18 protein-coding genes are annotated in these 15,812 nt (G+C 31.9%); 11 read left to right on the top strand and 7 right to left on the bottom strand.

Annotated features, from left to right (window positions below):
- Nucleotides 1–91: 91 nt before the first annotated feature.
- Nucleotides 92–1,360: a multidrug effflux MFS transporter gene (locus CKL_RS16545; protein WP_012103734.1), complete on the bottom strand. Its 1,269-nt coding sequence runs from the start codon at nt 1,358–1,360 to the stop codon at nt 92–94.
- Between the two features lie 225 nt (nt 1,361–1,585).
- On the opposite strand from CKL_RS16545, the gene CKL_RS16540 reads away from it, so the two are divergent.
- Nucleotides 1,586–2,029 (top strand): MarR family winged helix-turn-helix transcriptional regulator, encoded by a 444-nt coding sequence (locus tag CKL_RS16540; RefSeq protein WP_012103733.1) that lies wholly within the window; start codon nt 1,586–1,588, stop codon nt 2,027–2,029.
- A gap of 7 nt (nt 2,030–2,036) precedes the next feature.
- Here CKL_RS16540 and CKL_RS16535 read toward each other — a convergent pair whose 3' ends face one another.
- The 4 genes from CKL_RS16535 to CKL_RS16520 all read right to left on the bottom strand — a co-directional run bounded on the left by CKL_RS16535 (nt 2,037) and on the right by CKL_RS16520 (nt 4,710).
- The gene (locus CKL_RS16535) at nt 2,037–2,309 is read right to left on the bottom strand and encodes a DUF1294 domain-containing protein (RefSeq protein WP_012103732.1); all 273 of its coding nucleotides are present in this window, start codon (nt 2,307–2,309) and stop codon (nt 2,037–2,039) included.
- A 184-nt stretch (nt 2,310–2,493) separates the two neighbouring features.
- The gene (locus CKL_RS16530; RefSeq protein ID WP_012103731.1) at nt 2,494–3,975 is read right to left on the bottom strand and encodes a DUF4153 domain-containing protein; all 1,482 of its coding nucleotides are present in this window, start codon (nt 3,973–3,975) and stop codon (nt 2,494–2,496) included.
- Between the two features lie 14 nt (nt 3,976–3,989).
- The gene (locus CKL_RS16525; RefSeq protein ID WP_012103730.1) at nt 3,990–4,196 is read right to left on the bottom strand and encodes a helix-turn-helix domain-containing protein; all 207 of its coding nucleotides are present in this window, start codon (nt 4,194–4,196) and stop codon (nt 3,990–3,992) included.
- A gap of 19 nt (nt 4,197–4,215) precedes the next feature.
- Nucleotides 4,216–4,710, bottom strand: a complete 495-nt coding sequence (locus tag CKL_RS16520; RefSeq protein WP_012103729.1) for a DUF2975 domain-containing protein — start codon at nt 4,708–4,710, stop codon at nt 4,216–4,218.
- 118 nt (nt 4,711–4,828) lie between these two features.
- Between CKL_RS16520 and CKL_RS20485 the strand changes: the two genes are divergently transcribed.
- The gene (locus tag CKL_RS20485; RefSeq protein ID WP_148204861.1) at nt 4,829–5,014 is read left to right on the top strand and encodes a hypothetical protein; all 186 of its coding nucleotides are present in this window, start codon (nt 4,829–4,831) and stop codon (nt 5,012–5,014) included.
- Between the two features lie 168 nt (nt 5,015–5,182).
- Here the strand turns inward: CKL_RS20485 and CKL_RS16515 are convergent, their stop codons facing one another.
- Entirely contained in the window at nt 5,183–6,361 is a 1,179-nt protein-coding gene (locus tag CKL_RS16515) for an IS110 family RNA-guided transposase (RefSeq protein WP_012103314.1), read from the bottom strand.
- A gap of 257 nt (nt 6,362–6,618) precedes the next feature.
- Here CKL_RS16515 and CKL_RS21020 point away from each other — a divergent pair, with 257 nt between their 5' ends.
- From CKL_RS21020 to CKL_RS16485, 7 genes are all read left to right on the top strand, one after another.
- Complete coding sequence (locus CKL_RS21020; protein WP_155814042.1) at nt 6,619–6,759, top strand: hypothetical protein; 141 nt, start codon at nt 6,619–6,621, stop codon at nt 6,757–6,759.
- Between the two features lie 146 nt (nt 6,760–6,905).
- Nucleotides 6,906–7,586, top strand: a complete 681-nt coding sequence (locus CKL_RS16510; RefSeq protein WP_012103727.1) for a response regulator transcription factor — start codon at nt 6,906–6,908, stop codon at nt 7,584–7,586.
- A complete protein-coding gene (locus CKL_RS16505) occupies nt 7,580–8,620 on the top strand; it encodes a sensor histidine kinase (RefSeq protein ID WP_012103726.1) in 1,041 nt (346 codons plus the stop codon). Before CKL_RS16510 ends, CKL_RS16505 begins: the two co-directional genes overlap by 7 nt.
- Nucleotides 8,621–8,765: 145 nt before the next feature.
- The gene (locus CKL_RS16500; protein ID WP_012103725.1) at nt 8,766–9,431 is read left to right on the top strand and encodes an ABC transporter ATP-binding protein; all 666 of its coding nucleotides are present in this window, start codon (nt 8,766–8,768) and stop codon (nt 9,429–9,431) included.
- A gap of 12 nt (nt 9,432–9,443) precedes the next feature.
- The gene (locus CKL_RS16495; protein ID WP_012103724.1) at nt 9,444–11,936 is read left to right on the top strand and encodes an ABC transporter permease; all 2,493 of its coding nucleotides are present in this window, start codon (nt 9,444–9,446) and stop codon (nt 11,934–11,936) included.
- Between the two features lie 252 nt (nt 11,937–12,188).
- Nucleotides 12,189–12,587 (top strand): hypothetical protein, encoded by a 399-nt coding sequence (locus CKL_RS16490; protein ID WP_012103723.1) that lies wholly within the window; start codon nt 12,189–12,191, stop codon nt 12,585–12,587.
- A gap of 352 nt (nt 12,588–12,939) precedes the next feature.
- A complete protein-coding gene (locus CKL_RS16485) occupies nt 12,940–13,827 on the top strand; it encodes a DMT family transporter (protein ID WP_012103722.1) in 888 nt (295 codons plus the stop codon).
- Between the two features lie 22 nt (nt 13,828–13,849).
- Here CKL_RS16485 and CKL_RS16480 read toward each other — a convergent pair whose 3' ends face one another.
- Nucleotides 13,850–14,431 carry a 5' nucleotidase, NT5C type gene (locus CKL_RS16480; protein WP_012103721.1) on the bottom strand — a complete coding sequence of 194 codons (582 nt, stop codon included), beginning with the start codon at nt 14,429–14,431 and terminating at the stop codon, nt 13,850–13,852.
- Between the two features lie 200 nt (nt 14,432–14,631).
- Between CKL_RS16480 and CKL_RS16475 the strand changes: the two genes are divergently transcribed.
- Together CKL_RS16475 and CKL_RS16470 are read left to right on the top strand one after the other, a co-directional pair.
- Complete coding sequence (locus CKL_RS16475) at nt 14,632–14,895, top strand: BMC domain-containing protein (protein ID WP_041700860.1); 264 nt, start codon at nt 14,632–14,634, stop codon at nt 14,893–14,895.
- Nucleotides 14,896–15,043: 148 nt separating this feature from the next.
- A complete protein-coding gene (locus tag CKL_RS16470; RefSeq protein WP_012103719.1) occupies nt 15,044–15,772 on the top strand; it encodes an N-acetylmuramoyl-L-alanine amidase family protein in 729 nt (242 codons plus the stop codon).
- The last annotated feature ends 40 nt before the right edge of the window (nt 15,773–15,812 follow it).

Genomic DNA, 15,812 nt, shown 5'->3' with positions numbered 1-15,812 from the left:
AGAATTGGATTAAGAAGCTTTTATAATTATGTAAAAAATTAAACTGGGAATAGAATTTAATCTAATTCCCAGTTTTTCATAGTATAAAAATTTAATTCACAGTATCTTTGTTTAATTCATAATTTGGCTGTTTTAACCCTATACAAGGAACGTTTGATTTTATAAATCCATACCAGCCTATGAGTGCTGTGGCTGAAAATAATGTAACCAAACCTCCTAATCCCACAACTATATTTTTATAGGGAATAGAAGCTAATAACATTCCTACACTGCCAAGTACAGTAAACAAAGTGTTGATTAGTGAAGAGGCAGATCCTGTATCTCCATTCTGCTGTTCCAATAAAATGTTGGTACTGAAGGGACGAATAGCAGTACCTATTAAAGATATAATCATAAAAGATAGAAGGAAAAATACAGGGGATAGTTTTCCTACAGTTATTATTAAAATACCGCTTAGAACACTTAATCCAAAACAGCCTGAAGCAAAAATTTTTTTATCAATGGTACTTAAATATTTTACATATATAATTGGACCTGCAATGGATATTAATGCATTAGCTGCAAAAAAATAGCTGTAAACTTGTTCGCTGAGACCAAAATAATCAACATAAATATAAGATGAAATAGCTATATACCCCATAAATGGCAGTGCACTTAGTGAGAATATAATGGCCGGGATTAAAAACCCTTTATTTTTTCCTACTACTAATAAACGCTTTATGGATTTTGCCAATGTTCCCCTGTATCTTTCATTGTCTTTCAGAGTTTCTTCATATAAAAAAGTCAGTAATAAATTTAAAATACTAATTATAGTTAGAATCCAGAAGGAACCCCTCCAGGTAGAAATCTTTAAAATCCAGGCACCTATAATTGGCGCCACCATAGGTGCTATACCTGATAGTGATTGTACTATTGCCAGAATGGATTCTCGCTCTTTTCCTGAAAAATAGTCTTTAATTATGGCAATAGAAACTGAAGTTATGCCTCCTGCTCCTATGCCTTGTGCAATTCTCGAAAAAATAAGAAAATAAACATTTGAAGATAGGGCACAAAAACTGCTGCTTATAATGTATATAATACTTCCCACTATAAGAACGGGCTTGCGACCATACTTATTACTTATAGGACCCCAGATTAAAATGCCCAGTGCATAAAAGAAGAAAAAAGCAGTTAGTGTCAAATTAGTTACCGAAATACTGCTTCCAAAATATGAACTCATTTTAGGTAAAGCAGGCAGATATAAATCCGTAGAGAGAGGAATAAACATATTCATTAATGCTATAAAGGCAATAAGACCTTTTTTTCCTAAATACTTTTGATTATTTGTCTGGTTTGTATTTTCATACCCTTTTTCACTCATTTTTTCCCTCCTGATAATATTTTAAATAACATTTAAATGTGTATAAATACACTTCAGACCCTTTATAGATATTGAAAAGGGTCTGTGATATACTAGTTGGTGTATTAATTATTTATAGTTTATAAATTATTAATATATATATATATTTAATAGATATTAACTATTTTATTATACTGACTTATATAGGAATTGTCAATGATTATAGATATTTAGGAGGCTATTTAAATGAAAAAAGTTAATATAAATCAGGTGGCAAAAAATTTATCTACTTTATTGCCTACCCTTGACAGAAAACTTATAAGACCCTTTGAACAGCAAGCACGACATTTAGTAAGTCCTCTAGCAATTCATGTCATGTCTATTTTATCTGAAAAACATTCATTTACAATGACAGAACTTGCGGAGGAAATTAAAATTGCAAAACCCCAGTTAACACCTATTATTGATAAGCTTATTGCCAGTAACTGGGTCTGTAGGGAACAGGATTGTAAAGACAGAAGAATAGTAAAGATAAAAATCACTTCCTCTGGTATTGAGCTTCTTGATAATCTGCAAAAAGATATAATCAGCAGCATTAAAACAAAGATAGAAGGCCTTGATAAAGAAGATCTGTTTCTCTTAGATAAGGCCCTAAATCAGCTTTATACAGTAATAAATAAGATTTTCTAGTAATTATTTATGGCAGCAGATTGTTTAGAAATTTAAAATATATAAATAACTGTAATATAATAATAGCAGGAATGCCTATGACAAACTTTGGATGCTTGGTTTTGTGTCTTAAAGTATACATACCTAAAAATATGCCCAAGCTTCCAAATAAAATAGCTGTAATAAAGAGCTTGTTTTCAGATATTCTCCATTTGCCTTTTTTAGATTTGTTTTTATCAATATACATTAATATAAAACCGTATATATTTACAAGTAGAATATAATATAAAAATATTTTCATAGGTTGAAAGTCCTCTTTTTTCTAATAGATTATACTTGTAAATAGTATATAATCTATTTTTTAAGTTATGACATTATTTTATCAAGTGCTCATAGGGGAGTCAAGAATGAGATATAATAGTAAAATGAATCAGAAAGTGTGAAGTTAATGTTTTCCATCCATAATATATAAAAAAACCAGGGCTTTAGCTACCCTGGTTTAATAATTTTCTAGTTCTGTTTTTGCTGAAATTAAATTCAGTCCATGAATTTTGCTTATCAAGCACTTCTTTTCTATATTTCAAATTTTTATCAATCACCATTTTTACATGGCTGTCGCTCTTATCCCTCAGTTTAATCAAGTAAGGAACGGCTTCAAAAGACAAGGTCGTCAAATAATAAGCATCTAGCTTGCCAGTTTCATTATATCGCTCTATATTTTTTCTGGCTATAAACCCATCTATATTAAGATAGTTTATTATTGTATACATAATTATTGTTATCACAATTATGCTTTTCACTATAGGGATTTTTCTGTACCAAATGCCAGCAGCCACAACTAGATAAAGTATGAAAAGCAGCAGCATAAATAAATGCACTGATACCCTTAAAAAAGTATATCCAAAGGCAGCTTCATACAAAGTAAGCTTAAAATTAGCAGAAAAAAGCATATTTAAGGTAAATGCCACAAGCACAGTTAAAAGAAGATTTGCTATCTTTAAAAGTCTCTTATTATCTTTTTTTATATACTTCAAGCAGCTTAACACTATTATAAAATTGATGAAGGTAGCTGCGGTCAGCTCAAAGAAGCCTTTTCTAGCATATTCCGCATAGGTAAAATCAGCTGGCAGTGCTATATTATTTCCACCATAAAGATAAGAAAATTGAATTATTGTAAAAATCAGATACAGTATATTTAAAGCAGCCAATACAGTTATTATTGTAACGGTCTCCCAGCTCACAGCAGGGGCATCCAAGACTTTTCCAATTGTTTTTTCCTCACTTTTAAAGCCCCAAACATAACCAAATAAATAGAAGGATATAACTAAAGTGATTATGGTATGTGGTACAAACTCTTCTATATTTATATTATTAAAAATCTTTGTCAGATTAGCAAGGTAGTAACCAAAAATCATATCTGCAGAGCTTAAAAGTATTATTAAGATCGCAAGCAAAGGCAAGGAAACAAGTATGCCAATTAATATCTGCTTTTTTCCTTCCTCCATTTGAACAGTTCTTTCTATTTTTATTGAAGCCTTTAAAATTCTAAAAGGTTTAGTGATATTATTAAGCACATTTGCTATTCCTTTTCTTAACATTTCAGATATAAAGCTGGATTTATCCCATTTAAGGCTTGAATTCACTATTAAAATGGAGCTTGCAATCATAAGAATTGGAACTGCTAAAAAATTTAATAAATAAAATATGTTCTCTGTATGAACTGCAAAGCTGAGGGATAGCAGGGCTATTGGTATAAGTAAAAACCAGCCAAAGCTTTTTTCCATTCTTATCCTATCTCTTATGGACCATAGGAAAAATCCAATACACAGTCCTATGAATATGGAGTAGGATATGCCAGGGGCCTTGTCGAAAAATAATCTGTCAAATATAATTCCAAGCAGCAGTGAAAATAGTATACAGTATAGCCCATCCTTAGTTCTAGTTTCTAAAGTTTTATTAACTTCCATTTTGCCTCCTCCTTTTATTCCTCTCTAAACTCTAAAATATCTCCCGGCTGACATTTAAGTTCCCTGCATATAGCCTCCAGGGTAGAAAACCTCACAGCCTTGGCCTTTCCAGTTTTTAATATGGATAAATTGGCATTTGTTATTCCAACCTTTTCAGCCAGTTCATTAAGAGAGATTTTCCGCTTTGCCATCATTACGTCAAGGTTTACAATTATAGCCATAATAAGCCTCCTTCAGTGTCTAAATCGTGAAATCATTTTCTTCTTTTACTTCTACGGCCTGTTTGTATATTTGAGCCAGTATCAAAACAAAGCACCCTGCAAAGAAGAATATCAAGAACTCCGTATCTGTGTGTATGCCCTTCGGATTTATTTCTATTAATCTGAAGTTTTTAAGTTGATTATTATAAAAGAAATTTATTAAATAGCATATAGTTATAGTAAAGCAGCTTAAAGCTATATTCTTTAGACTTTTCACAATACTCATATTAAAGGGGCCTGCCTTTATAACAGATTTTAAAATCTTTCTAAGACAGTAAAGAATAAATACCAAAGAAGAAGTTCCAATGAAAAATAATATACAGTTTACGATATATTTCCTATTTGCTGCTCCAGTATCCACTGAAGTTAATGTACTTATAATTAAACTTATAAAGGTTAATATCCCAAAGACAATAAGTACATTTAATACAATTATCAAAAATCTGGCCATAGAATTATATTTGTTCTCGTTCATAAATCACTGCCTCCATTTACAATTTTGTAATTTCATCATACTACATCCTCTCAATGATTTCAATAATTATTTATTGTTTTTCAATAAATAATTATTGAAATTTACAAAGAAAACCTCATTGACTTTTTATATTAGAGAAACTGTGTTAGACTTGGGGTTCAAAAAGCTTTTAGCATTGAATCATGACATAGAAACTTCTTTTAATGTAGAATATATTTGCGGTCTGACAACTGCAATAGAAACATCAAAAAGAGGACATTCAATGTATGGGTATACCTCTTATCAGTGGAGAAAAGGTAACTAAAGGAGTATAAAACAATAAATTAGTATACATACTAATTTAGAGACTAACTATATGAAGTCAAGTTAAAAATCAAAAGATTTTTATAGTTATTTAATTGAAAAAAGAAAGCATGACAAAAAGAGCAATGGAAAATTGCTTTTTGAAAAATATTAATTTTTATGGATAAGTTTATATTTGTGGAGCAAAAGTTGCATTGGTCTTTAGAAGATGAAATATTATACGTATCAATTTTTTAGCAACATGGCTCATGGCAACATAATAGTGCTTGCCTTCAGAGCGTTTCTTCGACAAATATGCAGAGAAAGTGGCATCTCTCATTGAAACAGTTCTCCCAGCCATAAGTATGGCCCATCTAAGGTAGGCAGAACCCCGTTTGACCATGGGTGTATGGGATGCAGTGTACTTTCCAGATTGATAGGTGGAGGGATCTAATCCGGCAAAGGCCAGGAGTTTACAGGGAGTGGTGAATCTTTTAACATCGCCGATTTCTGCCAATATTATAGCAGCCAGGGTATATGAAATTCCTGGAATACTAATAAGTGGGGAATTGATCTCAACAACGATTTCTTTTATGAGAAGCTCTAAGGAATCAATCTCGTGTTGTACTGACTGTATTAACCTAATGGTTTGCTTGAGTTCAAAACTTAGAGACCTTGAGTTAGTGCCAATAGAATTTGCAGCAGACTCCTTTAGAGAAATAGCTTTATCTTTTCCATACTTGCCCTTGGAAGCTGTATTTAGTATGTTTGTTAGCTTGGTCAGGTGGCAGGCAGCTATATCTTTTGGGCTTGGAAGTATGGATAAAAGGGCATAGGAAGAAGATTGATGAATTGACCAAAAAAGATCGGGCAGCTCGGGGAACATAATATCTACCAATCTATTGACAGATGTTTTCAACTTAGACCTATATCCAATTAAGCGATATCTATGCCTGGTTAATGACTTTAGCTCTTGAATCTGGTATGATACAGGAGAATAGGATTTTGTATCATCAGAAAAGAGCATTTTAGCAATAACCAATGCATCCGTTTTATCAGTCTTAGTTTTTCTAAGAGACTGGGCTTTACGGAAGAGATTTGTAGCTAAAGGGTTGAGAATGGAGAGCTTGAAGCCTTTAGCATACAAAAAGTTTTGGAGATTGGTGCTGTAATGACCTGTTGATTCAAGTCCTATTTTTACGTTGGAAATATCCTTGTCAGGCAGAATGGAAAGTATTGAAGAATAAAGTAATTCAAAGCCTTGACGGGAATTGGATATACGTAAAGAATCATTATAAACAACACCATCTGAATCTATAATACAGCAATCATGTTTGTTTTTTGCTATATCTATACCAATATAAATCATAAGAACAACTCCTTTATAGTATTATACGCTATGTTCCACAAATCTCATGCAAATGTATCCTTGCTATATATAAAACGTCATGCGTTATCTAACTAATTAACAGATAAGCATAAGACAGTGGTTAGATCCTCAATTAAAATAGTCCAGCTATAGGTGATAAAACTAATCCACAGCGTCTTATGATAATTATAGTAAAAATCTCTAAGAAAGGAAAAGTATAATGAATTTTTACTATATGTTCATTATACAAGGTGATAATGATGGTTAATAAGCGTAAAGTAAAAAATAAACAATATGAAAAGTTAGGCATAAAGAAAAACTCAAATGGAGATTTTCAGTATATAGATGCAGAAGATAGAGATAAATCAAAATATAAATCAGTAAGAAGAGAGCCTTAATGTAATATGAGGTTCTTTCTTTATCTATAGAGTAAATTTATTAATAATTTATCTATATTTTTACACATATATTTTTTGTGGTTTGACAGTAAAATTAATTAAGGGTACTATGTGTTTAAAAGATTTATCCAGGAGGAGTGATTTTAGTGAAGCGAATCCTTGTTGTTGAAGATGATATTATGCTAAATTCCGGGCTGTGTTATAACCTTCAATTAGATAACTATGAAGCCATTCCTGCATATAATATGCCCTCTGCAGAGGAGAATATAAGAGATATGGATTTTGATCTAATTGTATTAGATATAAATTTACCTGAAGGAAGTGGCTTTGATTTTTGCAAAAAAATAAAATCTCGGAGAGATGTTCCTGTAATATTTTTAACTGCCTGTGATATGGAAGAAGATGTTATGAAGGGTTTCGAACTAGGTGCTGAGGATTATATTACAAAGCCTTTTAATATCAATATCTTCAGAAAAAAAGTAGGAGCCATTTTAAGGAGGTGTGATAAACAATGGGGAGAAAATATCTATACACAGGGCAGTTTTATTGTGGATTTTAATAGATTTACAGCAACCCTGGAAGGAGAACAGATTACATTGACTCCTACGGAATATAAGATGTTGAAGATATTTACGGAAAATCCTAATAAGGTACTTACAAGGCAGGCACTGCTTGAAAAGTTATGGGACTGTCATGGAAATTTTGTTGATGAGCATGCCCTTACTGTTAATATTAATCGCCTACGAGGGAAAATTGAAAGTGAAAATAGAAAATACATAAAAACAGTTTATGGCATGGGGTATATGTGGATAAACGAAAAATGGTGAAAGAGAAAGTGTCTATAGGTAATATCTATAGGGGAATTGGCATTTCATTTTTTATACTGGGAATATGTTTTATTACAGCTGTATTTTTCTATTTTCAGAACTGGATTACAAGGGCTATTGCATTTTTATTTATCATAGCCTTTGTTACATTGGCTTTTATATTTATTTTACTTGTGAGAAAAAAAGTAGTTGATTTTTCTGATTCAATAAGTCAGTGTATTGAGGATATAATGAATGGAAAAGACGAAATTGCCTTCCATATGGAATCTGAAGATTTAATTGCTAAAATTCATATAAAGTTGAGACGCCTTTATAAGATTATGAGGGAAAACAGCAGTAGGAATAAAAATGAAAAACAAGCCATACAGGAAATGGTTTCAGATATTTCACATCAGGTAAAAACTCCTGTGTCAAACCTTAAAATGTATAATTCCACCTTGCTTCAGTCACAGCTTCCCGCTGAGAAGCAAAGGAAATTTTTGTTGGTTATGGAAACCCAAATTAATAAGTTGGATTTTTTAATGCAGTCTTTAGTGAAAATGTCTAGATTGGAAACGGGAGCTATCACGCTTTATATTAAATGTATGCCTTTGTATGATACCATGGCTCTGGCTTTAAGCAGTATTGTTCTTCCAGCAGAAAAGAAAAATATTGAAGTAACAGTAAAATGTAATCCTCATATTAAAGTATTTCATGATAGAAAGTGGACAGCTGAAGCTCTCTTTAATATTTTAGACAATGCAGTAAAGTATACAGAAAAAGGAGGGAAAATTTCTGTTGAAGTAACTCAGTGGGAGATGTATACAAAAATTGATATTAGTGATACAGGAAAAGGCATTGAGAAGCAGCATATAACTCATATATTTAAGAGGTTTTACCGTGAAGAGGAAGTCCACCATATATATGGAGTTGGTATAGGGCTTTACCTTTCCCGCCAGATTATTTCACAACAGAGAGGATATATCAAGGTGAATTCTGATGTAGGAAAAGGTTCAACTTTTTCTGTATTTCTTCCTAATGAAGGGCAGCTTTAAGAGCTGCTTTTTTCTTTTTACAAATATCTCAATACTGTGATATTTTATTTTAAAATTGAGAGATTTATGAGATATTCCCACTGTAATATATAAGTATAATACTGCTAAAAATATTGAACTTAATTGTATTTTGGAAGGAGGAAATATGAATATATTAAAAACAAATGAACTGAAAAAATATTATGGCTCGGGAGATACTATTGTAAAAGCTTTAGATGGAGTGAGCATAACTGTAGAAGATGGCCAGTTTGTTGCTATTGTAGGCACCTCCGGCAGTGGAAAATCCACATTGTTGCATATGCTTGGAGGACTGGATAAGCCTACTTCCGGAAGTGTAATAGTAGATGGAAAAGAGTTATCTCTTATGGATGATGAATCACTTACTGTCTTTAGGCGCAGAAATATTGGATTTGTCTTTCAAAATTATAATCTGGTGCCTATATTGAATGTTTATGAAAATATTGTTCTTCCCATTGAGCTCGATGGCAACAAAGTGGATGAAAATTTTGTGGATAAAATTGTGAAGATGTTAAAACTGGAGGAGAAACTTAGTGTACTGCCAAACAATCTGTCCGGTGGACAGCAGCAGCGGGTAGCTATTGCAAGGGCATTGGCTGCAAAGCCTGCTATCATACTGGCAGACGAACCTACAGGAAATTTAGACAGCAAAACAAGTCAGGATGTAATTGGACTCTTAAAAGCCACAAGCATGGAATTTCATCAAACCATAGTAATGATTACCCATAATGAAGAAATAGCACAGCTGTCAGATAAAATTATTCATATTGAAGATGGCAGAATTGTAGGGTAGGGAGGGGAGAATTTGTTTCAAAATAATAACAATGCAGTGGTAAAAAAACTTATCAAAAGAATGGTGCACACAAATAAGTCCCGAAATATCTATGTAATTGCTGCAATTACCCTTACTGCACTTTTGATTACTTTTGTATTTAGTATAGGCATGAGTTTTTTAAAATCCTATAAGATTCAACAGGTACGGCTTATAGGTACTAAAGCCCATGCTGCAGTCACAAGGGTCACTAATGACCAGATCAAAAAATTAAAATCTTTAGACTATGTAAAAATTGTAGGACTTCAGAGCTATGTGGCAGGAGTGAAAAATACCTCTAAAATGAAAAATATGTCTGTCAGCCTATACTGGTATGACAAAACTGAGTGGGAACAGTTTAGAGTCCCTACAAATACCAATGTGGTAGGAAATTATCCTAAAAAGTACAATGAAATCATGGTTCCACTGTGGATGCTTGAAAATATGGGTGTTAAAAATCCTGCAGTAGGAATGAAGATTCCACTTGATTTTTTCATAGAAACTGAAGGTAATAACAAATTGAAAAGTCAGATTTTTGTATTGTCCGGGTACTTTAAAGACTATGTAAATATTCGTTCAGGAAATACGGATGTAATGCTTGTATCTAAGGAATTTGCAGAAAAAAGTGGAATGTCAGTTAAAAAAAATGGTGCTGCATCTGTAATTTATAAAGACAGTAAAAATATTAATAAATACAATAAACAGCTGGCTAAAGATTTATCTATTACTGGAAATCAAAAAATTAAGACCTCACCTATATATGATGAAACAAATAATGAGGATTTACCTTACACTTTACTTGCATTTGGAATTATTATATGTTTTATTATGTTTACTGGTTATTTGCTTATTTACAATGTGCTCTATATCTCAATTTCAAAGGACACCAGATTTTATGGACTTCTAAAAACCATTGGCACTACCCCTAGACAATTAAGCAATATAGTAAAAGGTCAGGCATTTAGATTATCTGCAGTAGGAATTCCTTTAGGACTTATATTTGGAGCTATTCTATCTTTTCTGGCAGTTCCCATGGCCTTAAGTACAGTTAATTTGGATACAGGAGTTGAAATATCTTTTAATCCTTTAATTTTTATAGGAGGAGCATTTTTTGCACTGATTACTACACTGATTGGAGCATATAAGCCTGCAAAAGTAGCAGGAAAAATAACTCCCATTGAATCTATGAACTATACCGGGATAAATTTAAAGGGAAGGATAAAGCGTTCTGTAAATGGAGGGAAATTATACAAAATGGCATGGCGTAATATCTTTCGTAGTAGAAAGCGTGCTCTTATAGTGTTTATATCACTATTTTTAGGCATCACTACTTTCATGACAGTTACATGTTTGATCTCCAGCATGAATATGGATAATTTTATTGCATCTTATGTGGAAAATGATTTTACTCTTGAAAATAATACCTTAAGTATTGGTACTACTGGTGAAAAGAAGCAAAAATTCAATGAAGATTTCCTGAAAAAAATCAAATCCATAGAGGGAATAACTGCTTTGCATACCACCTCTCTTGAAGGAATGCATATGAAATATAGTCCAGAGCAGTTTGAAAAACATGTAAAATGGTTCATGAAGAGGTTTAATATTAAAGAGAGTATGACAGAAAAGAATATACAACAGGCATTTTTTGGATATATCATAGGAATTGACAGCAGTTATATTGAAGAATTTAATAAAAGCAGAAAAAAGCCTATAGATGTTGAAGCATTTGAAAAAGGAGAATTGGCACTGATTGGAACAGATAATCCGGAAAATTATTCAAATGTGGATAAAATGGATGTTACTATTGAATCTACAAAGACCAGTTTAAAAATACCCTTGGGAGGATTTATCCCTTGGGGGTTTCAGTATGCAGGGGGAGGAATGGCTCCTAATATTTATATGTCAAATAAAGCTCTTGAAAAATTAGTAGATAATCCTTTTGTATATAAAGTAAACATTGATGTGGAGGAGAATCTTGAAAAACAGGCTCTGGAGAAAATAAAGTCTCTTACAGATAATGACCATGAAATTACCCGTATTTCTAAAATAGAGCAGCAGGAAATGATGCATGATGCTAAGATAACCATGTATATTTTAGGAGGGGGAGTAGCTTTAATACTGGCACTTATTGGAGTGCTTAATTTTGTCAATGTTATGTCAACTGGTATTATGGTGCGCAGGCATGAATTTGCCATAATGGAAAGCATGGGTATGACTAAAAAACAGATGAGAAAAATGTTGAGGTTTGAAGGAATAGTATATGCGGGTATCACCACAGTTTCAGTTGGGATATTTGGAAGTGCTATTACCTTTGGCTTATTTAAATTATTTCAGCAGCAGGCAGATTATGCAGTTTTCTCGTATCCCTATCTACAGTTGTTGTGCAGCATTATAATAATATTTTTTATATGTGTTATTACTCCTGAAATTCAATATAGGGTATCTACCAGATCCAGTGTTGTAGAGAGGCTTAGAGAAATAGAGTAATGATGGATCTTGCAGCATTTATTAAATACACATGTTTTGATGAAGAAATTATTGCATTAAAATATGTGTATTTTTTAACGAAAATTTATAAAAAAATTATAAATTATATAGACATATGCATATTATAGTAGTATAATTAAATTAAACAATGATAATAATTTAACAAACTCACGAACTGCCAAAAGTAAGAATATTAAAAAATATAAAAGAAATAATTTATCAAGGATAAATTTTAATGAGGAGGGAATTTTTATGGGTAATTCTTTAACAAGGTACAAGGATTTTGATACAGTAGATGAAATTTTAGGGAAATGGTTCGATAAGCCGCACAATTTGATGGATGATTGCAAAAATAAAGATATCTTTCCTAGTCGTTGGGAAGAAGCCCCAAATGGTTATAAAGCTGTTTGCAGAACTGTAGGAATAAGACCTGAAGATGTTAACGTTGTCTTAAAGAATGATTATGTACAAGTAAGTGGCAAGAGTGTTGTAGATGCTCATGATTATTCTGTTAGTTGCAATTTACCTATAGGTTTAAAAATGAGAGATAGAATTGAAAGTATAGACTACAGAGCACAGGATGGAATAACCATTATTTATCTTAATGTAAAAAAAGGATTTAAAAAAGGCATTGACATAAGAAGAATTTAAAGCATAGATTAAATGCCCATACTTTATTATACGCCTAAAAACTTATAATTTATCATATAGAGAGCTTATAGAAATATAAGTTCTTTTTTTATCCGAAGAAAATTTCTAAAAGGCTTGACTTTTATTTGTTTAAGGCAATATTATTATATAAATAATAAAAATATAATTAAAAATCTAATGATTTAACAATCTGATTTCAAGGGGGCTTTTAATATGTATTATTTAAATTTGTTTGAAAATGATCAACCATCCGTCTATTCTTAATCTGGGATGAGGATGGACAGTTATTACGACGGGGCACCTCATTTTAGATATTAAATACCATTAAATGAAAAGACGGAGGATATTTAAAATGAAGGAAAAATTGATTGGATCTTTATGTTTATTTCTTGCAGCTTCTATATGGGGATCAATGTATGTACTTAGTAAATATATTTTAGAATTTGTATCTCCTATTACACTACTTTGGGTTAGGTATGCTATTGCCTTCGTAGTGCTATTTGTGATACTTAGGGCTTTTCAACATAAAAAAAGGCGTAAAGTGGTTATAAAAAAAGGGGACTGGCTCCTCATAGCCTGGATAGGTTTTATAGGATATTTTATATCCATATTTATGCAGTTTTTAGGAACACAACTGTCCGATGCACATACAGGGGCTTTAATTACAGCATCTACACCGGTTTTTGTTGTTTTGTTTGCCAGATTTATATTGAAGGAGGCCTTTACCAGAAAGAAAATGATCTCCCTAGTACTGGCTACATTAGGTGTTGTTATAGTTATAGGCCTTGATACAATGTTTTTAAAGCATTTTTTAGGCAATATAGTGTTGGTTGGGGCAGCTGTAACCTGGGCACTTTTATCTGTTTACGTTAAGGTGGCATCAAAGCGTTTTGATTCTTTAATTATAACCACCTATGCAATGTTGTTCGCGTTAATATTTACTACTCCATTAATGCTTTTGCAGCATGAAAATATTTCTTTTATATTATATAACAGGCAGTTTTTGCTTGGAATATTGTATCTTGGAGTTATATCTACTGCAGCAGCATTTTTTCTCTGGAATAAAGGTATTGAATTAATGGATGCAGGAATGGGATCCTTATTTTTGTTTTTTCAGCCTGTCACAGGTTCCATCTTAGGCTGGCTTTGTCTTGGAGAGCAATTGAACACCGGTTTTTTTATAGGTGGAATATTAATAATAATTGCGGTGTTTATAGCTTCAAAGGATGAAGCACAATAAGGTTTTGTTTTTAAAAATGCTATTATATGACTTTTTTCTGTAATAGCATTTTTTCTAAAATATTGTATATGTCAGTCCAGTTAAATACTCTTGTGATTTTCTCATTTAATGGAAAGCGGTTATAGTTAGTATCTATTAATAATGTTTTAAATCCACTCGTGGATAACTGCAGAGCATTTTCATAACAATCTTCTATAAATACATCACATTTTAAGTCTATGGCAGTATCCACCTTGTAGGAAGTACCGAGCATAAAGACTCCGTCATAGGGTATGTTGTGTTTGTTTAAATAGTGATAAGTGAGAATTTCAAGATCTTTTTCCCTGGCAGTTACAAAGTAAATGTTATTTGTCTTTATAAGCTTCTGAATAGTTTTTTTTACATCTTTTCTTATAGGTTCTTTTCCGCTGTGGAGTTCAAATTTGTTTTTATTATAAAAATCCACATATTCACTTCTGGTTACTCCCATAACTTCATCTACCCTGTACTGGGTGATTTCCTCAATTGATATATTTTTTTTAAAGTATTTGTTGGCCATATCCAACCAACAGTAGGGGTCTGTGATTGTTCCGTCAATATCTATACATATATTGAAGCATTTCATCTTATCAACTCCTTCATAATTATATTAGTATATAAATGTTAATAACATATTAAAATCAGATAAAATATAATTTACTGAAAGTATGATGGAATTGTAATATTAAATCAAGTAGTGCTATAGAATATAAAAGTTAGATATTAAATATGAAGAGGAGAAGAAATAATGTATATTATAATGGAAAGGAAAAGGAGATGGTAGCGATGGGAGAAGCTTTGGGAATGGTGGAGGCAAAAGGTTTAATAGGAGCTATGGAAGCAGCAGATGAGATGTTGAAAAATGGTGATGTCAAATTACTAGGATATGAAAAAGTAAGTGCAGGACTTATAACAGTAAAGATAAAAGGAGATGTGGGAGCAGTAAAGGTAGCTACCCAGGCAGGCGCGGAAGCTGCCAAGAGAGTAGGACAGTTATTAGCTGTACATGTAATTCCCGCACCTAAGATAGATGTGGATAAAATTAAGTGATTCTTAGATTGAGGTGGAGTTTGATATGAGAAATATTTTTCTCCACCCTGAATTTAACTAAATAAAACTTAAATTCATATGGAAATTTAAGTAAATAAATGGTATACTTACTATAAAATACAAAAATGAAAAAGAGAGTAGTGATAGTATGTTATTTAATAGCAAGAAAAAAGTCATGTTTTCTTGTGTTTTTTTCACTCTGGTTATGTTGATTTTTGCCAAAAATATTAGCCTGCTCAATGGAAAAAATTCAATTAATATAACTGCAGCTCCTTTGGAAAATATAGTAAATAAACCTACTGGTAAGGATGTTTCATCAAAAAAATACTACATAGTTCTTGATCCAGGACACGGAGGCATAGATAAAGGTACTAGCTATGGAAATATGGAAGAGAAGAATATAACTCTAAAGATAGCAAAGTATGCTAAGACCTATTTAAATGGTAAGGGAAATGTGGTATTTCTTACACGAGAAGAGGACAAGCTATTAGCACTTGATGAGATAGGAGATATAGTGAATTCCTCTTATGCAGATGCTTTTGTTTCCATACATGTGAATTCTTTAAATGACAAAGATTTTAAAGGAATAACTACTTTATATTATGATTTAAATGGATACCAGAAAGAGGAAAGAGTAAAACTGGCTAATTCCATAGAAAAAGAGTGTGTTAAAAATGATGGATGGGAAAGTAGGGGTATAAGGAGGCAGAATCTGGCGGTATTAAGATATAGCAAGATACCCGGGGTATTGGTAGAGTGCGGATTCATAACTAATGAAGAAGATAGAAAGAGATTATCCAATGAAAAAGTATTAAAAAAATTGGCGGAGAATATTTCAAATGGAATAATTAATTATTTGGATGAAAGTGAGAAGTAAAATAATTTTCCATTTAAAGTTTTTTAAAAGAAAAGAACTT

This window comes from Clostridium kluyveri DSM 555 (genome assembly GCF_000016505.1).
Taxonomy (GTDB): Bacteria; Bacillota; Clostridia; order Clostridiales; family Clostridiaceae; genus Clostridium_B; species Clostridium_B kluyveri.
The sequence above is the reverse complement of the archived record's forward strand: the minus strand, read 5'-3'. Positions and strand labels throughout refer to the sequence as shown.